This is a genomic window from Ethanoligenens harbinense YUAN-3 (genome assembly GCF_000178115.2).
GTDB lineage: Bacteria > Bacillota > Clostridia > Oscillospirales > Ethanoligenentaceae > Ethanoligenens > Ethanoligenens harbinense.
Genome location: NC_014828.1, coordinates 2,454,898 through 2,472,783, shown reverse-complemented (window position 1 = coordinate 2,472,783; position 17,886 = coordinate 2,454,898). Strand labels below are relative to the sequence as shown.

Genomic DNA, 17,886 nt, shown 5'->3' with positions numbered 1-17,886 from the left:
GAAAAATGAAAAAGTTTATCCGGACATGCTGGGCCGGCCTGCTGGGTCTTGCCTGCGCGGCGGGGCTGGTCCTGGGGACATCCGTGCCCGCTTTGGCGGTGACACCGTCCACCGACACCATCACCATCTTTCACACCAACGACATGCACGGTCATCTCATTGATGCCTACAACAGTTCCAAAGTGCTGACCACCATCGGTGCCGATTATACGGCCGGGATCCGCGAAAGCGTGCCGGGTTCCCTGCTGGTGGACGCGGGCGACGCCTCGCAGGGCGTGCCGTTTGCGAACATCAGCAAGGGCGCAGATGTCATCAAGCTGACCAACGCGATGAAATATGACCTGGGCGTGCTGGGTAATCACGAGTTTGACTATGGCCTGGACGTGATGTTTGACAACGTGCGCAACTCCAACTATCCCACGCTCTCCGCCAATACCTATTATGGCAGCCAGCCCATTCTCCAGGGTGTGAACGGCCAAGGACTGAGCGGCAACAACGGCTGCGATCTCATCAAGACCGTCAACGGCGTCAAGGTCGGCTTTTTCGGCATCGAGACACCGGAAACCGCTTACAAAACCAATCCCTCCTATCTGATCGGTACTGCCGGAAGCGTAACGTTCAAAGATCCGGTCGCTGTTTCCCAGCAGGAGATCAACACGCTCAAAGGCGAGGGCGCGCAGGTGATCGTGGGTGTCATGCACATCGGCAATGATCCCATGAGTTCCCCCAACAGCGACCAGATCGCCAGCCAACTGACCGGTCTGAACGTGCTGATCGACGGGCACAGCCACACGGTGGAAAACAATGTGGTCAACGGCACGCTGATCGTGCAGACGGGCTGCTACGGCGCCAACGTGGGCCGGCTGGACATCACCGTGGATTCAAACGGCACGGTGACGCCGAAAGAGACTCTCATCAGTGCCGCGCAGGCCCAAAAAGACTATACCCCCGACACTGCCGTGCAGGCTCTGGCCACTCAGTTGAGCAGCGCGCAGGCGCCGCTGTTCAACCAAGTGGTGGGCCACACGTCCACGGCGCTCTGGGGCGGCGTAGTGAACAACACCTCCATTGCCCGTCTGGGTGAAAGCAATATGGGCGACCTGGTGGCCGATGCCATGGCTGATGCCGCCAAGTCCCATGTGGCGGGCACGGAGGAAGCCGGGCTGCCCATCGTGGCGCTGGAAAACGGCGGCGGTGTGCGCGATTCCATCCCGCAGGGCGACATCACGCAGGGGCAGGTGAGCACCATCCTGCCGTTTGGCAACATTCTCTCGATGAAAGAAGTCACGCCGGATGTCCTTTATCAGATCATTGAAAACGGCGTGTCCAAGATTGCGGGGCAGGATGCCACCACCGGAAAAATCACCGGTGCGGACGGTCGTTTCCCGCAGGTTTCCGGCATGCGTTTCACATACGATCCTTCTGATACGCCCTCTAATACCGCCGCGACGCCGGCCGTGACCGGCAGCCGCGTGAAGCAGATTGTGCTGCTCAATCCGGACGGCAGCGACAAACAGGTACTCGACCGCAACGATACCACCACCAAGATCGTGCTTGCCACCAACGATTATGAAGACGCGGGCGGCGACGGTTATACCATGCTTTCCGGCATCAAGAACATCGGTGAAGGCGACGCGCTGGATGTCATCACCGGCAACTATATCACCGCGCTCACGAAAGCGGGCGGCGGCACATTCGCGTATCCCATGAGCCAGGGACGCATCCGGCTGGCCACCAGCTATGTCTATCCGGACTACAGCGCGTCCGTCACGCTGACCGACTCCAACGGCGCCGTGGCGAATCGGCAGGTGGTTTACAGCATTGATAACACGTCCGCGGCCTACGGCACGACCGATTCCAACGGTGTGCTGACCGTGTCGAACCTGACATCCGGTTCGCATACCATCTATGTGTACCAGAACGGGAACTATGCGGAGGCCTATGTCAACAACACCATCGGCATGACCGCCGTGACCAACGATATGAGCGCCCAGAGCAGCGATCAGGCTGCTGCGGTTGCTGTGATGACGAGCATCCTCAACCTTCCGTATTCTCCCACATGGGTGGATCAGACAACGGTCAATACGGCGCTGAAAGCATACAACGCGCTGACGGTACAGCAACAGGCGCTGGTTGCCGATTCCGCCGTGCTGAAAGCGGCGGTGGTGGCGGTCAATCCCACCGATTCCGGCAGTTCTTCCTCCGGTTCCTCGAAGTCTTCTGCGTCGGCTGCCGCTTCGATTTCCGCCTCGTCCGCCGCGTCCGGCAGTTCTGCGGCGTCTTCCGCGGCTTCCTCCGCCGTGTCGGCCAGCAACCCGTTTACCGGCGACATGCGTTATCCGCTGACCGGCGCGTTCGTGATGTTTGGTATTTCCGGCGCGGCGCTCCTCGTACTTCTTCGCAAAAAGAACAAACGCCGCTGATTTGCTTTTTTAAAGCATTTCATTCAAAAAGCCCGTGGGAGAAAATCCCACGGGCTTTTTCCTTCTCTGTATTCAGTTGGAATGGCGCGGCTACTGCGGCTGCTTCACAGGCTCCGGCTTTTTCGGCAGCGTAGTTGGTGCGGTATGAAGCCGTCCCGCCAAAAAGGCGGACAGAAACGCAACCAGCGGCACCGTGAGAATGATTCCCAGACTGCCGGCCAGGCCTTCCAGCAGTTCGACCCCGATCAGATCGGTGTTGATGAGCTGCGCGAACGAGATACCGTAGGAATACAGCAGCAAAAGCGTGTTGAGCGACGACCCGACATACGCCAGCACCAGCGTATTGACCATGGTGCCCATGGCATCGCGGCCAACGCGCATGCCGAACCGAAAACGGTCGGTGTCACTGTGCATCGGGCTTTCCCGGCGGAATTCGTCCACCGCCGACGCAATGGTGATGGCCACGTCCATCACCGCACCGTGCGCCGAGATAAGGATGCCCGCAACCAGCAGCCCGTGGATGGGAATCTGCCCGTGAGCAGACTGCAAGAGCAGCGCCTCGGCCTCCTGCATATGAAATCCATTGAGCGAGGCGATGGCTCCGACCAGGCTTGCCGCACCGGCTGAAAAGAGCGCGCCGGCCACAGTTGAAATGAGGGCGGGCACCGTTTTCCGCCCGATACCGTCCAGCAGAATGAAATGGACGGCGGTGGCCAGAACCACCACGAGGAGCGCTATACCGATCGGGGGGGCGCCCTTGAGCACAAATGGAAGCAGAATAAAGACCACGCACAGCACGGTAAACAGGATGCCAAACAGGGACTGCACCCCTTTCAGCCCGCCCGCGATGCAGAGCAGGGCCAGAACACAAACGCCGAATAGGATGAGCACGCCGGAGCGGTCGTAATTGTAGACCGAGGCGGAGAGACTGCCGTCGCTCTGGTGGGTCAGTTGCACTACGATGGTCATGCCCTGACGCGCCTCAATGTCATGCAGCACGTTCACATAATTGGTGATCTCCATTTGCCGGCCGCTGTAGCTGCCTTCCAGAATGCGGATGCGCAGCTGCTGCTCCCCGGTCCTGCGTTCGGGATAGGCGTTGTCGGGCGAGGTGTCGCTTGACAGCACTGCTTCCACCCGTGCCTTGACATAATCACTGGCGCCCTGCCTCCCGGCCAGACCGGTGTGCAGACCGGCGGCGGCGTAGATCATCAGGATGGCCGTCAGCGAAAACAGGGCCAGCAGCGCGAAAATTCTCACCAAAATGTCATGCGAAAATCGGATGTGAAACGTTCCAACGGGTTTGATTTCATATGCTTGTTTTTTTCTCACTTGTTGTTCCATCCTTTTTCATGCTTGCATACGTCAAACTGATTATACAGGGACAACCGGCTCATGCTATCCCGGTATTGTAAAATCTGTGTGAACTTTTACATGCGGTCTCTTTTGAAACAGCTGCGGTCGTTGCTTCGGGCGCATCCGGCCGCACGGGCTGCGGACTGGTGAATGGTTACGGGCGCACCATAAAAGCGTGCGGTCACCGGCGGCGCGCGGGGAAATATTCTGCTGCCGTATCTCTTCGCCATTGGTTTGAAAAAGAGCGGCGCAGATTCGGTTTTCAGGAGAAAAGAAACCGCTCGGGTTTGCCGCAAACAGCGTACCCGAACGGTTTGTATTGCTATTTTGGTGGGATAGAGATCTTTAATCTGCACGGGGTTTTTCTTGTGAAACGGGATGTTCTTCCCGGTCTGTGAACAGACCGATGAAACAGGTGGCAAACAGGATAATTGCCGCAATCAGGAAAACACGGTCAAAAGCGTCCGCCGTCTGGTCGTCTTTGTATTGATTGACTTTGTTCAGAACGGTTTGTACAGCGTTGGCCTGGCCGGCAAGCCCCACGCCTTTGGCAAGCTGTGCCGTGCCGTCCTGGATTTTTGCGCTGGCGTCTACCAATTGGCTCGAGCCGGACCGCAACTGAACGCTGCCGCTGGCCGCGGAATCAAGGCCCTGCTGCAGTTGACTGCCTCCAGCATTTGCGGAGGCAAGGCCGCTTTGCAGCGCCCTGGAGCCGCTTGCTGCGGAAGCAATACCATTCTGTAGAGCTTGTGAACCGCTCAAAAGTTGGCTGGAACCGGTTTTCAGTTGGAGCAGCCCGTTGGTTAGCCGGTCGAGGCCCTGTTGCAAAGCGGTCAGTTTTTCGGCGTTCTGGTTGAGCTGGGCGGTTCCGTTTGCAATCTGCTGCATGCCGCTTTTGAACGTACCGCCGTCCTGAAATTGTGCGGCGACTTTCTGTGCGGCGCCGGAAAGCTGGCCGGTGCCGGTGGTGATCTGATCCCCACTCGCCACAACATTCTGATCTGTCTGGCTTTGCTGTGCAAGGGCGACCAGTTTTGCGGCAAATTGCGCTTCATTCGTAACGGTGGGGTCTGTGCCCACCGTATAGAGCGTGACGAGGCCGGTCAGGGCCTGCGCCTGTTGGCCATAGGCTGTTTTGGCATCTCCGGTCGCGGCGGAGTAGGCGGCTTCCGCCTGCGCAAGCTGATTTTGATAGGTTTGCAGGAGCTGTGTCGCTTCCGGGTTGCTGGTTATCATCAAATAATAGGTATTATCTACTGCCGAGACATAATTGTTCAGATTGGACGAAAGACTGGCGGAGCCGTTGGATACCCCGGTTACGCCATCGTAAAGGGTCGGATCGCCTGTGCCGCCCGACGAAAACTGGGACAGAAGCTGCTGTGCGCCGTTGTTGATCTGCCCGATACCCGAGGACAGCGCGGGCACGCCCTGGCTGCTTGCGGCATCCAGCGTTTGCGCACCGGAGAGCGTTTGCGACAGCCCCTGGTCCAGTGTGCCCAGTCCGGCGGAAAGTGAGCTGCTGCCGGTCTGCAAGCTGCCCAGCCCGGCGGAAAGCGAGTTGCCGCCGGTCTGCAAGCTGCCCAGCCCGGCGGAAAGGGAATGGCTGCCGTCCTGCAGGCCGCTCAGCCCGGAAGATAACGAGTCGATGCCGGTATGTAATGCCTGTTGCCCATCCGCCGCCTGTGCAGTTCCGTCACGCAACGTATTGGCGGCGTCGTAGAATGTCCCCAGCGTGCCGTTTGAGGGCTTTGGCACGGCGGAAAGGGAAGCCATCGCATGTTTTATGTCATTGGTGAGCTTGTTTTGTAATGCGTTCTGTTTGGTCTTATCCTTGTTGTCGAAAATGGCGGTGATATCGGCGATGCCCACCGATTGAACCGGCTTTGCGATGCCGGAACGCCGGATGTCCGCGATGGCGGCCGCTTTCATAGAGGTTTTCGCGGTGGTGACGTTGGTGTTTAAAAGGCTGACCAAAACGGCAATGCCGATGCAGGTGCCGATCTGCCGGAGGGCGTTGATGATGCCGGAAGCCATGCCGCTTTTTTCCACCGGCAGGAATTTTACCGCTGTAATGATGGATTGGCAGCAAAAACCCAGCCCAAAACCGCAAACCACCATATCAAAAATCATCGTCGCTCTGGACGTGTGGACCGTGATGCCCGAAAGAAGGAGGGAACCGGCGCCAAGCAGCAGCAGGCCAAGGACATTGATGCCTTTCGCACTTCCAAGCTTCGCGGCCAGCAGGTTGCCCAGCGGCATGAAAAGGATGACCGTCGCCGAGACCCACATGGTAATGAGCGCGGCGTTCAGCGCCGTGTCGTTCAAAATGTTCTGCAAAAAGTAATTCAGAATCAAAGTCGGGCAGACGACGGCAAATCCGCCGAGCATGTAACAGACATTGGAGGCCGTGAAAGCGCGTTCCTTAAACAGGCCCAGTTCCATCATGGGGGCTCGGGACCGGCTCTCCACCAATAGAAACAGCGTCAGCATCACGGCGGAGCCCACGAACATGGACACGATCAACGCGGAGTGCCAGCCATAATCCTGCCCTTTCAGCAGGGCAAACGTCAAGAGAAACAGGGCGGCGGACAATAGAAGCATGCCTGCAAAATCAATGCTTCTGGAGGCGGTTTCATCATAGGATTCGTCGATGCAGGTCGCCGTCAGGATCAGCGCGATCACAATGAGCGGCACATTTAAATAGAAGATGACCCGCCAACTGGAAAACTGAATGATAAGCCCGCCTAAAGCAGGCCCGCCCGCAGCGGCAATCGCGGTGGTCACGCCGATCACGCTGGAGATGCTGCGCATTTTGGCCTTGCCGAACAGCGCAAGGCCCATCGGCAGTACAAGCGGCAAAATGATGGCCCCCCCGATGCTCTGCACGGCCCGCATGGCAATCAAAAACAGCAGGGACTGCGACAAGCCGCACAGGGCTGAACTCAGGCCGAACAGCGCAAACCCGATCAGCATCAGCTTCTTTCTCCCGAACTGGTCCGCGATCTTGGCGGATGTGATGATCAAAACGCCAAGTCCCAGCACATAAATGGTGCTGATCCAGCTCGCATCGTTCAGGTTGGACCGAAATGCGTTCATGATATCCGGCAGTGCAATATTGGTGACGGTGCTGTCCAGCGCCACCACAAACATTGCCAGACACAGCGCGATAAAGCCCGCCATGCGCCGCCGGCCGCCGGTTTGGGTGTTCTTCAATCGGATCGCCTCCTTGCATATAGATGAAAAATCTTTCATGTTTATATTACGACCGCAAGGTGGTAAAAGTCAATATAAACATGAAAATATTTTCATGTTGACACGGAGGGGGAATTCGGCTACAATATAGAGTAAAGTTCAACCCGCCTGAAAAGAAGGGGTGCGACCGATGGCCAAAAAGACCGTACGGGTTCCGCAGCAAAAGCGGTCAATCGAAAAGAAAGAACGAATCATTGAAGCCGCGTACTGCATCTTCAATCGAAAAGGATATTTTGAGACCTACGCCAGTGAGATCGCCGCGGAAGCCGGCCTTTCCACCGGTACGATCTATGCGTATTTTCAGGACAAGAAAGACATCCTGTTGGCCTGTATAGAACGTTCCGGTCATGCGATCCTGCATGATATATCAGAAGAAATTTCCAAATTGTCCGAAACAGGCGATACCCCGCAGACCATGGAAAACATACTGCATATCCTGGCCAAATTTCATACAAATTTGACGCGCCGGTTCCATGATGAAATCAAATCGCTGCAATACCGGGATGAGGACGTCGGCCGGTATTATACCGATATGCAAAACGCTCTGATGGATACGGTTACCGAGGAAATTAACCGGCAGGGGTATGCCTTCCGGCACCCGCACGAGCAGATTTTCCTTGTATGCCATATGGTGGACCGGATTCAGGACGAGCTGGCTTTTGGGCAGACCCCGGGCATCGACCCGGAGGTTTTGATTCAAGATTGCGCGCAGGTCATTGTGTCCATGCTCACGCGGACAGAGAACCGCTGACACACAGGCAACACAAAACGCAGGCAGCCTTTCGGCTGACCTGCGTTTTGCTGTGGTGCGGCATAAGGACGGCCGGAAAAGGCGGATGCAAATCAGGCAGGCTTGCAGCAGTCGTGCTTTTCGTACACAAGAGGGGCCGTAACGGCGCCGGAAAACCGGAGCGCACAGAAATGGAAGTCGCCTCGCGGCACATCGGGTGGACCCGCACGCAGTTGTTGCGGAACGACAGATATCCGAGCTGCGCCGGGTGTTGTGTGACGGGGTGCGGCGAAATCGCGCGGGTTTTGTCCGGGTTGAGAAATTGCAGACGCTTGAGGCCGATCAGCGGTTTCAGTTTCGTGATTTTGTTTTCGGAAAGATCCAGCGCCAAAACATACTGCGCGTACGAAAGACCGGTAAGATCCGTGACGCCTTCGCCGCTCAGTACGGGCTGTCGGGGAAAGTTTCGCATGTCATTGCGTGTGAGCGGACCGGCACAGGCGGCGTTTCTTCCCGGAATACGGTTGAGTGCTCCGCGAAGATTACCGGGGGCTTTTTCTCGGCGGGTGCTGTGCACATTTGGAACATCTTCCCGGTAACATGAAATTGTGGTTTAAAGATTGTGGATGCAAAAAAAATATGATATTATATATAACAAACGGGAAAATTGTTGATTTTTTTAAACACAATCGCCTAAACAACGAGAGGTGCCGGGAGGTTTCGGAAATGAGCCGATTGGAAATATTGACGCCGGACCGGGCGCAAATGGTCGTGGAGAACCTGTATCGCGATCTGGAGCGCCGGATCGTTGCCAGTCCTCCCGGGCTTTGCCCGGTGGACATGGCCGCGTCGTTTTTAAAATTCTGCCGGGCGCAGACCTGCGGGAAATGCGTCCCCTGCCGCATTGGGCTGGCACAACTGGAGAACCTGCTGGAAGACGTGCTGGACCACCGGGCCGATATGCAGACCCTGGAGCTGATCGAGCGCACCGCGCGCGTGATCGCCGCCTCCGCCGACTGTGCCATCGGCTGGGAGGCCGCCAATATGGTGCTCAAAGGCGTGCACGGCTTCCGGGACGATTATATCGAGCACATTACGCACGGCCGATGCACCTGCGGTCTCAACCAGCCGGTCCCCTGCGTGGCGCTCTGCCCGGCGGGGGTGGATATCCCCGGCTATGTGGCGCTGGTAAAGGCCGGCCGCCATGCCGACGCCGTGCGCCTCATCCGCAAGGACAATCCGTTCCCCACGGCCTGCGGGTTTGTCTGCGAGCACCCGTGTGAGGCACGGTGCCGCCGGAACATGATCGACGATTCCGTGAACATCCGCGGACTCAAACGTTTTGCCGTGGACCATGCCGGCACCGTGCCCGCGCCCGCCTGCGCGCCTGCTACCGGCAAGCGCGTGGCCGTGGTGGGGGCCGGGCCCAGCGGCCTGAGCGCGGCGTATTATCTTTCTCTCATGGGGCACAAGGTGACCCTGTTCGAAAAGCAGCCCCTGCTCGGCGGCATGCTGCGCTACGGCATCCCAAGCTACCGCCTGCCGAGAGAGCGTCTGCAGGAGGATATCGACGCCATCCTCTCCACGGGCATCACGGTGAAGGCCGGCGTGGATGTGGGAGGAGCGCTTTCCATCCAAGAGTTGACGAAGGACTACGACGCGGTGTATATCGCCATCGGCGCGCATGAAAACCGCCCGCTCGAGATCGAGGGGGAAGACAGCCCGGGCGTGATTTCCGCCGTGGAGATGCTCCGCGGCATCGGCAACGGGCAGTATCCGGATGTCCGCGGCAAGCGGGTGCTGGTGATCGGCGGCGGCAACGTGGCGATGGACGCGGCGCGTTCCTCTATGCGGCTGGGTGCCGAAACGGTCGGCCTCGTCTACCGCCGCCGCAAGGCGGATATGACCGCGCTCCCTGAAGAAGTGGAGAGCGCCATCGGGGAAGGCTGCGAGGTTATGGAGCTGCAAGTGCCCCTGCGCATCGAGGTTGATGTGGACGGCCGGGCGGCCGCGCTGTGGGTCCGGCCGCAGATCATCGGCAAGACGGATGCGGGCGGGCGTCCTCGCCCGTTCAATGCCGAAACGGGCGAAAAACGCATCCCCTGTGACCTCATCGTGGTGGCCGTGGGGCAGCGCATTGACTACCGCCCGTTTGAGCAGTTCGGCATCCCGATCCAGCGGGGGACCATCCGGGCCAACGCCGCGGGGCAGATCGCCACAGTGGAGGGTACGGCCGGGCTGTTTGCAGGAGGCGACTGTGTGAGCGGGCCGTCCACCGTGGTGCGGGCCATTGCGGCCGGCAAGGTGGCCGCCGCCAACATCGACAATTATCTGGGCTTCAACCACGAGATCGTTTCGGATGTCGAGATTCCGCCCGCCTGCCTGGACGACCGCCTGCCGTGCGGACGGGTCAACCTTACCGAGCGCGAGGCGGCGGAGCGCAAGCAGGATTTCGACCTGGCGGAATGCGGCATGACCGCCCAAGAGGCGGCGCAGGAATCGTCGCGCTGCCTGCGCTGCGACCATTTCGGTTATGGAATATTCAAAGGCGGGAGGTCTGAAAGATGGTAAACGTGACGATCAACGGCACCCCCGTGCAGGCGGGCGAAGACACCACCATTCTGGAAGCGGCGGCTTCGGCGGGCATTCATATCCCCACGCTCTGCTACCTGAAGGGCCTCAATGAGATCGGCGCCTGCCGGGTTTGCCTGGTGGAGATTGAGGGCATTGAGAAGTTGGTGACGGCCTGCGGCAACAAGGTGGCGGAAGGCATGGTCATTTCCACCAACAGCCCGCGCGTGCGCGAGGCACGGCGCACCAATGTGGAGCTCATCCTCTCGCAGCACGACTGTTATTGCGCCAGTTGCGCGCGCAGCGGCAACTGCAACCTTCAGTCGCTTTCCAACGACCTCGGTATTCTCGATCTGCCCTACCGGCGGGAAATGCCGGTCTCTGAATGGAACAAGTCGTTTCCGCTCATCCGCGATTTTTCCAAGTGCATCAAGTGCATGCGTTGCGTGCAGGTTTGTGACAAGATCCAGGATATGAACATCTGGGACATTGCCAACACCGGCTCGCGCACCACGGTGGACGTGTCGCAGAACCGCAAAATGGAGGAATCGGACTGTACGCTCTGCGGCCAGTGCATCACGCACTGCCCGGTGGGCGCGCTGCGCGAGCGGGACGACACCGACAAGGCGTTTGCCGCGCTGGCCGATCCGGATACGATCACCGTGGTGCAGATCGCGCCCGCCGTGCGCGCCGCGTGGGGCGAATCACTTGGTCTGCCGCGGGAGCAGGCGACCGCCAAACGGCTGGTGGCCGCGCTGCGCAAGATCGGGTTCCGTTATATCTTCGACACTACGTTCAGCGCCGATCTCACCATCATGGAGGAGGGAAGTGAGTTCCTCGCAAAGCTCCGGAACCGGGAAAACGAAACGTTCCCCATGTTCACTTCCTGCTGTCCCGGTTGGGTGCGCTTTCTGAAATCGCAGTATCCGGACATGGTGCGCCAGCTTTCCACTGCGAAATCACCGCAGCAGATGTTCGGCGCCATCACGAAAAGCTATTATGCCAAGCTGTTGGATGTGGAGCCGGAACGCATCTGCTCCATTTCCGTCATGCCGTGCCTGGCTAAAAAACAGGAAGCCGCCTTGCCCACCATGGACACAGCGGGAGCGGGGCCGGATGTGGACATCGTGCTCACGACGCGGGAGATCGACCGCATGATCCGCGCGGAGGATATCCACCCGGGGGAGCTGCCGGAGGAGGAGTTCGACCAGCCGCTTGGCGTGGGCAGCGGCGCGGGCGTGATTTTCGGCGCCACGGGCGGCGTGATGGAAGCGGCCCTGCGCTCGGCCTACTATCTGGTCACCGGAAAAAATCCGGAGCCCGACGCGTTTGGAAACGTGCGGGGAATGGACGGCTGGAAGGAAGCGGCCATCGACATCGCGGGCACCACGGTGCGTGTAGCGGTGGCCAGTGGTCTGGGCAACGCCCGTCGGCTGGTGGAAGCCTTGCGCAAAGGCGATGTGCAGTACGATTTCGTGGAGATCATGGCCTGCCCCGGCGGCTGCTCAGGCGGCGGGGGGCAGCCCATCGCCGAGGGCGAGGAGCGGGCGGGCGTCCGCGCGGAGACCCTCTACGGGCTGGATAATATCAGCGCGCTGCGGTTTTCACATGAAAACCCGTCCATCGTGCAGGTGTACCGTGACTATCTGGACAAACCGCTCTCGCATCGCGCACATGAGCTGCTCCATACGGCGCATGACGCCTGGGAAATGCCCGGCGCCGCCGCGAAAAAATAAATACAAAACGGACACACCGCCCGTTTTCGGTAAAAGCCGCCCCTTATGGTTTTCGGCCATAAGGGGCGGCTTTGCTGTGCTTTGCGGGGAAACGGGAACTATCCTTCCAGTACCTTGATAAGGAACTTGCGGGTGCGCGGCCCGTCGTATTCGCAGAAATACAGCCCCTGCCAGCGGCCGAGCAGCAGCCGCCCGCCGTGGATGATGACGGTCTCGGACGCGCCGGTGAGGGTGGACTTCATGTGCGCATCCGAGTTGCCCTCCATGTGCAGATAGGCGGGCAGCTTGGGGAACGCGCGCTCAAAGGTATAATTCAGGTCGTGCAGCACATCGGGGTCGGCGTTCTCGTTGATGGTGACGCCCGCCGTGGTGTGCGGACAGAAAACCAGGCACAGCCCTTCCCGCACGCCGGTTTCCTGCACAAACAATTCCACCGTTCGGGTGATGTCGATGAATTCACGCTGCATGGTTTCCAACGCGCAGGTTTTCAGAAATAAAGCCATCTGGCCGTCCCCCTGTCAATGTGTCGTCTGCGCCGGGCCCCAGGCCGGCGAAAGGCTGCGCAGATGCTGCACCAGCCGCGTGATGGTTTCGATGATATAATCGACGTCCTCGTCGGTGTTGACGTCGTCGAGCGTGAGGCGCAGCGCGGCGTGGGCCGCTTCCTCCGGCAGCCCGATGGCGGTGAGCACATGCGACGGCTGCACCGCGCCGGTGGCGCAGGCCGAGCCGGCCGACGCGCAAATGCCGTTCTGGTCAAGCAGCAGCAAAAGCCCTTCGGCCTGGATGCCGTCGATGGAGATGTTGAGGTTGCCGGCCAGCCGGTGCGCGCGGCTGCCGTTGAGGCGGGTGTGCGGGATGGCGAGCAGGCCGTCGCACAGGCGGTCGCGCAGGCGGGCCACCCGTTCCATCCGCTCTTCCATCCCGGCGGCGGCACGGAAAAGAGCCTCGCCCAACCCCACGATGCCGGGGGTGTTCTCGGTGCCCGCGCGCCGCCCGCGCTCCTGCGTGCCGCCCTCGATGAGGCTGGGCAGCCGCACGCCCTTGCGGATATAAAGTGCGCCGACGCCTTTGGGGCCGTGAAATTTATGCGCCGAAAGCGAGAGCAGGTCAATGCCCTCCTGTTCCGCGTCGATGGGCACATGCCCCACGGCCTGCACCGCGTCGGTGTGAAAAAGGATGCCGCGCGCCCTGCATATTTGCACAAAGGCGGGAATAGGCTGGATTGTACCGATCTCGTTGTTGGCATACATGATGCTCACCAGCGTGGTGTCGGGCCGGATAGCCGCTTCCAGTGTCTCGGGCAACACGGTGCCGTCCGGCTCCGGCCGCAGATAGGTGATGGTGAAGCCTTCTTTTTCCAGCGCGCGCATGGTGTGCAGCACGGCGTGGTGCTCGATGGCGGTGGTGATGAGGTGTCGCCCCTTGGCGGCACACTTGGCAGCCGCACCGCGGATGGCCTGGTTGTCCGATTCCGAACCGCCGGACGTGAAGACGATCTCTTCGGGCTTGGCGCCGAGCGCGTCCGCCGTCTGTCTGCGGGCTTTGTCCACGCCCTCGCGCGCCGAGCGCCCCACCGAGTAGATGCTCGACGGGTTGCCATATCGCTCCGCGAAATAGGGCAGCATGGCATGCAGCACGTCTTGGGAAACGGCAGTGGTGGCGGCGTTGTCGGCATATACGAATTTGGACATGGCAGATCACTCCAATCCGCCGCGCTTCCGGCGCGGCGCGGTGTAAAACATCGGTTTGTTCAAGGAACCGCTGATTGCTTCCGAGCGCATGCCCGGGCGGTCGCTTTTCCGTCCGGACTGCGTTCCAAATGCTCCGCATACAGCAAGGATTCGCGTGCATTTGTTCTTGTCGAACGAGAAATCGTTTCGTCCAGCCACGCATTTTCCGTTCAATCGGCGGTTCTTTAGGGAAAAAACCGCGGCCCGGCGGGTTATGCGCCGCCTTTGGCCGGTCCCTGCTGGAACCGGAGCGCCGCCTCTACGGCCAGCGCGTCGCAGCGCTCGTTTTCAGGGTGCCCGGCATGGCCTTTCACCCACACGATGCGCACGTTGTGCAGCTCCAGCAGCTCCAGCAGCTTTTCCCATAGGTCCGCGTTGAGCGCGGGGGATTTGTCGCTTTTGCGCCAACCGTTGGCGCGCCATTTTTTGGCCCAGCCCTTTTCGACGCCGTTGACCACATACTGTGAATCGCTGTAGAGCGTGACGTCGCACGGCTCCTTCAGGCAGGAGAGCCCCGCGATGGCGCCGGAAAGCTCCATACGGTTGTTGGTGGTTTCGGCAAAACCTTCAGAGAGTTCCTTTTCATGGCCGCCAAAGCGCAAAATGACGCCATAGCCGCCCGGGCCGGGGTTGCCGCGGCAGGCCCCGTCCGAAAAGATCTCCACATGCTTGTGCGTTTGTTCCATTGCATCCTCCACCGGACGGTTCCGCTCGTTTTTTCCTATTGTAGCAAATGTGTGGGTGGGATACAATGCCAATTCCTATATTCTGTATCGAGTTTGATTGGATTCATGTGGCCTGTAGGGCAGAACGGAGGGACGGCATGCAGGGTTTCTGGCAGGCGTTTCTGCTTTCCACGGGCGCGGGGCTGGCCACGGCGCTGGGCAGCCTGATCGCGCTGTTTTCCAAACGGGAAAACCGGCGGTTCCTGTCGTTTTCGCTGGGGTTTGCCGCCGGGGTGATGATTCTGGTGTCGGTGGCCGACCTGCTGCCGCAGGCCAGGGCCCATCTTTTGCAGGAGATGCAGGCGCAGACCGCCGACGGGCTGACGCTGGTGTTCCTCTGTGCGGGGCTGGCGTGTGCGGCCGCCATTGACCGTGCGCTGCCTCACCGCGAACGGAAAACACCCGTGACGGGCGGTACGGCGGCGGCTCTGGCGCGTGTGGGCGCCGTCACCGCCGTGGCGGTGACGCTGCACAATTTGCCCGAAGGCATGGCTACCTTTATGGCGGGCTACGCCGGGCTGCGCATCGGGCTTCCGGTGGCGGTTTCCATCGCGCTGCACAACATCCCCGAGGGCATCGCGGTGTCGGCGCCGCTGTATTACGGTACCGGCAGCCGTGTCAAGGCGTTTACCTTTTCGGCGCTGTCCGGCCTTTCAGAACCGGTGGGCGCGCTGCTGGCGTTCACGGTGCTGCGTCCGTTTTTAAGCCCGCTGCTGTTCGGCGTGCTGTTTGCGTGGGTGGCGGGCATTATGCTTTACCTGTCGTTCGCGGGGCTCATCCCGTCGGCGCGGGCCGCCGGGCATACCGGTTTTGCGGTCGGTGGAATTTTCGCGGGGCTGGCGTTTATGCAGTTCGCGCTGATTGTTCTGTCGATATGACGGGTTTGTGTCCGAACGGCCCGGCGCGATAAAAACGTATTTTCGGTGCAATACTATAGTCTGTACCGCAAAACGGCGGACTTGCATGCAGACCCGCATGCACCGAAAAAAATGAGGGGAAGGTTGCTGGAATGGAAGCCGTGATTATGGCCGGCGGCGAGGGGACGCGTCTGCGTCCGCTTACTTGCGATTGTCCAAAACCGATGGCGCGCCTGTGCGGCAGGCCCGCGCTTGCTTATATATTGGAACTGCTTGCGCAGAACGGGATCACCCGTGCGGCGGTGACGCTGCGCTATCTGCCCGAGACCATCCGTGCCGCCTGGCCGGACGGGCGCTGCGCCGGGGTGGCGCTGCGTTTTGTGGAAGAGGACGAGCCGCTGGGCACGGCGGGCAGCGTGCGGAACGCGCTGGAAAACGCGGACGGAGACGTGCTGGTTATCAGCGGGGACGCGCTCTGCGATTTCGATCTGCGCGCCGCCGCGCGTTTCCACCGGGAGAAAGGAGCTGCGGCCACGCTGTTGCTCTCCCGTGTGGCCGATCCGCGCGAGTACGGCCTGGTGGTGACGGCGCCGGAAGGCCGGGTGCGCGGTTTTGTGGAAAAACCCGGATGGTCGCAGTCGGTCACCGATGCGGTGAACACCGGCATCTATATCCTTTCACCGCAAGCGCTGGCGCGCATCCCGCAGGGCGGGCCCTATGACTTCGGCAAGGATCTGTTTCCCGCCATGCTGCGTGCGGACATGCCTCTTTACGGGTTTGACACAAGCGGCTACTGGTGCGATATAGGAGACATCGGCGCCTATGTGCAGAGCCAGTTCGACCTGCTCGACGGCAAAGTGGACGCGCGCCTGCCGGGGCAGGCGGAAAACGGCGTGTATGTCAAAGGCTCGCTCCCGGCGGGGCGGTATACGCTGCACGCGCCGGTGTATCTGGGTGAGAACGTCACCATCGGGGAAGACGCCGTGATCGGGCCGTTTGCGGTGGTGGATGACGGCTGCGCCGTCGGCGCGCGCGCCAAGGTGAGGCAGTCGGTGCTGCTGCCGGACGCCTATGTGGGCGCGCGGTGCGAGTTGCGCGGTGCGCTGGTCTGTGCGGGCGCGTCGCTCGGCGCGCGGGCGGCCATGTTTGAGGGCGCGGTGGCGGGCGCGAAAGCGGTGATCGGGCGCGACGCCGTGGTCGCGCCCGGCGTACGCATCTGGCCCGGCAAACGGGTGGAGGACGGCGCCCGCGCCGCGCGGAACATCAAATCCGGTGCGGCCCGGCGCGGTGTGTTCGATGACGACGGTGTTTCCGGTGAAGTGGGGGTGGACCTCACGCCGGAGTTTTGCGCAAAACTGGGTGCGGCGGCAGGGGAGGCTACCGCGCGCGGCCTGATTGCCGTGGGGGACGACGGCAGCAACGTCGGCCGTGCGCTCAAGCAGGCGCTTTCGGCGGGCGCGCTCTCGGCGGGCGCCCGCGTGCTGGATTTTGGCAGCGCGTTTGAAGCGCAGTTCCTGTTTTCCGCGGTATTCTGCGCCGCCGATCTCGGCATTTTCACGCGTGCGGCGGGCGCGCGGGCGGTGCTCCGCCTGTTTGACGGTGCGGGCCTGCCGCTCTGCCGCAAGTGGGAGCGCAGCATCGAGGCGCATCTCTCCACCGGAGAGATCGCGCGCTGCCTGCCGGGGGAATACGGCGCGCCGGAACAGCTTGCGGGCATGGGCGCGTTTTATGCGCGTGCACTTGCCGGCCTGGCGCCGCGGGGGCTGGCCGGCATGTACGCCATCGTGCGTTGCGCCAACCGGCAGGCCAGGCAGCGGCTGGCGGGGGTGCTGGAGGAACTGTCCTGCGCGCCGGGCGGACCGAGCCGGTCCGGCGGCCTGCGGCTGCACCTCACCGCGTCCGGCCGGGCGGCTTCGTTTTTCGATGAAGAGGAACGCTATCTTTCCCCGCTGCACACGCTTGCGCTGGGCTGCCGCATCGCGTTCGAAGCGGGCGAGGATGTGGCGTTGCCCTACGAAGCGCCGCGCGTGCTGGACACGCTGGCCGGGCAGTATGGACGGCGGGTGCTGCGTTACCTTTCCTGCCCGGCCGACGACGCGGACCGGGAGGCGCGCGCGCTGGCTGCACGCCAGCAGTGGGTGCGGGACGGCCTGCAGAATGGCGTGCGCATCCTCTCCTGGCTGAAAACGGGCGGTCTGCGCCTGCACGATGCGGCCGCCGCACTGCCCGGGTTTGCCGTGGCGGTGCGCTCGGTGCCGCTGACGGGCAATCCCGGTGAGGTGCTGCGCGCGTTTGCAGGCGACGCACTCCTGGGTGAGGGCGAGGGCGTGCTGCTTTCCAGGCGGCGCGGCCAGGTGCTGCTCAGCCCGCTCAAGCGCGGGAAGGGCCTGCGCATTCTCGCCGAAGCGGCGGATATGGAGACCGCCGACGAACTGTGCATCGATCTGCAGAAGGAACTCCGGGGCGGCGACCCGCTTGACAAACGCTGAGAATGCGGATATAC

At 61.1% G+C, this 17,886-nt stretch carries 12 protein-coding genes; 7 read left to right on the top strand and 5 right to left on the bottom strand.

Annotated elements, in window-relative coordinates; genetic code table 11:
• Positions 1 to 5 precede the first annotated feature (5 nt).
• Complete coding sequence (locus tag ETHHA_RS11605; protein ID WP_013486159.1) at positions 6 to 2,423, top strand: 5'-nucleotidase C-terminal domain-containing protein; 2,418 nt, start codon at positions 6 to 8, stop codon at positions 2,421 to 2,423.
• Between the two features lie 90 nt (positions 2,424 to 2,513).
• Here the strand turns inward: ETHHA_RS11605 and ETHHA_RS11600 are convergent, their stop codons facing one another.
• A complete protein-coding gene (locus tag ETHHA_RS11600; protein WP_242822125.1) occupies positions 2,514 to 3,683 on the bottom strand; it encodes a YibE/F family protein in 1,170 nt (389 codons plus the stop codon).
• A gap of 441 nt (positions 3,684 to 4,124) precedes the next feature.
• Complete coding sequence (locus ETHHA_RS14735) at positions 4,125 to 6,992, bottom strand: MFS transporter (RefSeq protein WP_013486157.1); 2,868 nt, start codon at positions 6,990 to 6,992, stop codon at positions 4,125 to 4,127.
• A gap of 169 nt (positions 6,993 to 7,161) precedes the next feature.
• Between ETHHA_RS14735 and ETHHA_RS11590 the strand changes: the two genes are divergently transcribed.
• The 4 genes from ETHHA_RS11590 (at position 7,162) to ETHHA_RS11575 (ending at position 12,068) form a co-directional block, all read left to right on the top strand.
• Positions 7,162 to 7,782 (top strand): TetR/AcrR family transcriptional regulator, encoded by a 621-nt coding sequence (locus ETHHA_RS11590; RefSeq protein WP_013486156.1) that lies wholly within the window; start codon positions 7,162 to 7,164, stop codon positions 7,780 to 7,782.
• A 196-nt stretch (positions 7,783 to 7,978) separates the two neighbouring features.
• Positions 7,979 to 8,365 carry a hypothetical protein gene (locus ETHHA_RS15665; RefSeq protein ID WP_137143899.1) on the top strand — a complete coding sequence of 129 codons (387 nt, stop codon included), beginning with the start codon at positions 7,979 to 7,981 and terminating at the stop codon, positions 8,363 to 8,365.
• Positions 8,366 to 8,487: 122 nt separating this feature from the next.
• The gene (locus ETHHA_RS11580; protein WP_013486155.1) at positions 8,488 to 10,332 is read left to right on the top strand and encodes an NAD(P)-binding protein; all 1,845 of its coding nucleotides are present in this window, start codon (positions 8,488 to 8,490) and stop codon (positions 10,330 to 10,332) included.
• Entirely contained in the window at positions 10,326 to 12,068 is a 1,743-nt protein-coding gene (locus tag ETHHA_RS11575) for an NADH-dependent [FeFe] hydrogenase, group A6 (RefSeq protein ID WP_013486154.1), read from the top strand. Before ETHHA_RS11580 ends, ETHHA_RS11575 begins: the two co-directional genes overlap by 7 nt.
• 98 nt (positions 12,069 to 12,166) lie before the next feature.
• Here ETHHA_RS11575 and ETHHA_RS11570 read toward each other — a convergent pair whose 3' ends face one another.
• The 3 genes from ETHHA_RS11570 to rnhA form a co-directional block, all read right to left on the bottom strand.
• The gene (locus ETHHA_RS11570; RefSeq protein ID WP_013486153.1) at positions 12,167 to 12,571 is read right to left on the bottom strand and encodes a secondary thiamine-phosphate synthase enzyme YjbQ; all 405 of its coding nucleotides are present in this window, start codon (positions 12,569 to 12,571) and stop codon (positions 12,167 to 12,169) included.
• A 15-nt stretch (positions 12,572 to 12,586) separates the two neighbouring features.
• A complete protein-coding gene (gene nifS / locus ETHHA_RS11565; protein WP_013486152.1) occupies positions 12,587 to 13,762 on the bottom strand; it encodes a cysteine desulfurase NifS in 1,176 nt (391 codons plus the stop codon).
• 251 nt (positions 13,763 to 14,013) lie between these two features.
• Positions 14,014 to 14,487, bottom strand: a complete 474-nt coding sequence (gene rnhA, locus ETHHA_RS11555; protein ID WP_013486151.1) for a ribonuclease HI — start codon at positions 14,485 to 14,487, stop codon at positions 14,014 to 14,016.
• A 137-nt stretch (positions 14,488 to 14,624) separates the two neighbouring features.
• On the opposite strand from rnhA, the gene zupT reads away from it, so the two are divergent.
• Together zupT and ETHHA_RS14730 are read left to right on the top strand one after the other, a co-directional pair.
• Positions 14,625 to 15,404 carry a zinc transporter ZupT gene (gene zupT, locus ETHHA_RS11550; protein WP_013486150.1) on the top strand — a complete coding sequence of 260 codons (780 nt, stop codon included), beginning with the start codon at positions 14,625 to 14,627 and terminating at the stop codon, positions 15,402 to 15,404.
• 131 nt (positions 15,405 to 15,535) lie between these two features.
• A complete protein-coding gene (locus ETHHA_RS14730; RefSeq protein ID WP_013486149.1) occupies positions 15,536 to 17,872 on the top strand; it encodes a sugar phosphate nucleotidyltransferase in 2,337 nt (778 codons plus the stop codon).
• Positions 17,873 to 17,886 lie beyond the last annotated feature (14 nt).

Coding starts and splice junctions, on each gene's coding strand:
- ETHHA_RS11570 (WP_013486153.1), bottom strand. CDS start 12,571: ATGGCTTTATTTCTGAAAACCTGCGCGTTGGAAACCATGCAGCGTGAA.
- ETHHA_RS11580 (WP_013486155.1), top strand. CDS start 8,488: ATGAGCCGATTGGAAATATTGACGCCGGACCGGGCGCAAATGGTCGTG.
- ETHHA_RS11575 (WP_013486154.1), top strand. CDS start 10,326: ATGGTAAACGTGACGATCAACGGCACCCCCGTGCAGGCGGGCGAAGAC.
- ETHHA_RS14730 (WP_013486149.1), top strand. CDS start 15,536: ATGGAAGCCGTGATTATGGCCGGCGGCGAGGGGACGCGTCTGCGTCCG.
- rnhA (WP_013486151.1), bottom strand. CDS start 14,487: ATGGAACAAACGCACAAGCATGTGGAGATCTTTTCGGACGGGGCCTGC.
- ETHHA_RS11590 (WP_013486156.1), top strand. CDS start 7,162: ATGGCCAAAAAGACCGTACGGGTTCCGCAGCAAAAGCGGTCAATCGAA.
- nifS (WP_013486152.1), bottom strand. CDS start 13,762: ATGTCCAAATTCGTATATGCCGACAACGCCGCCACCACTGCCGTTTCC.
- zupT (WP_013486150.1), top strand. CDS start 14,625: ATGCAGGGTTTCTGGCAGGCGTTTCTGCTTTCCACGGGCGCGGGGCTG.
- ETHHA_RS11605 (WP_013486159.1), top strand. CDS start 6: ATGAAAAAGTTTATCCGGACATGCTGGGCCGGCCTGCTGGGTCTTGCC.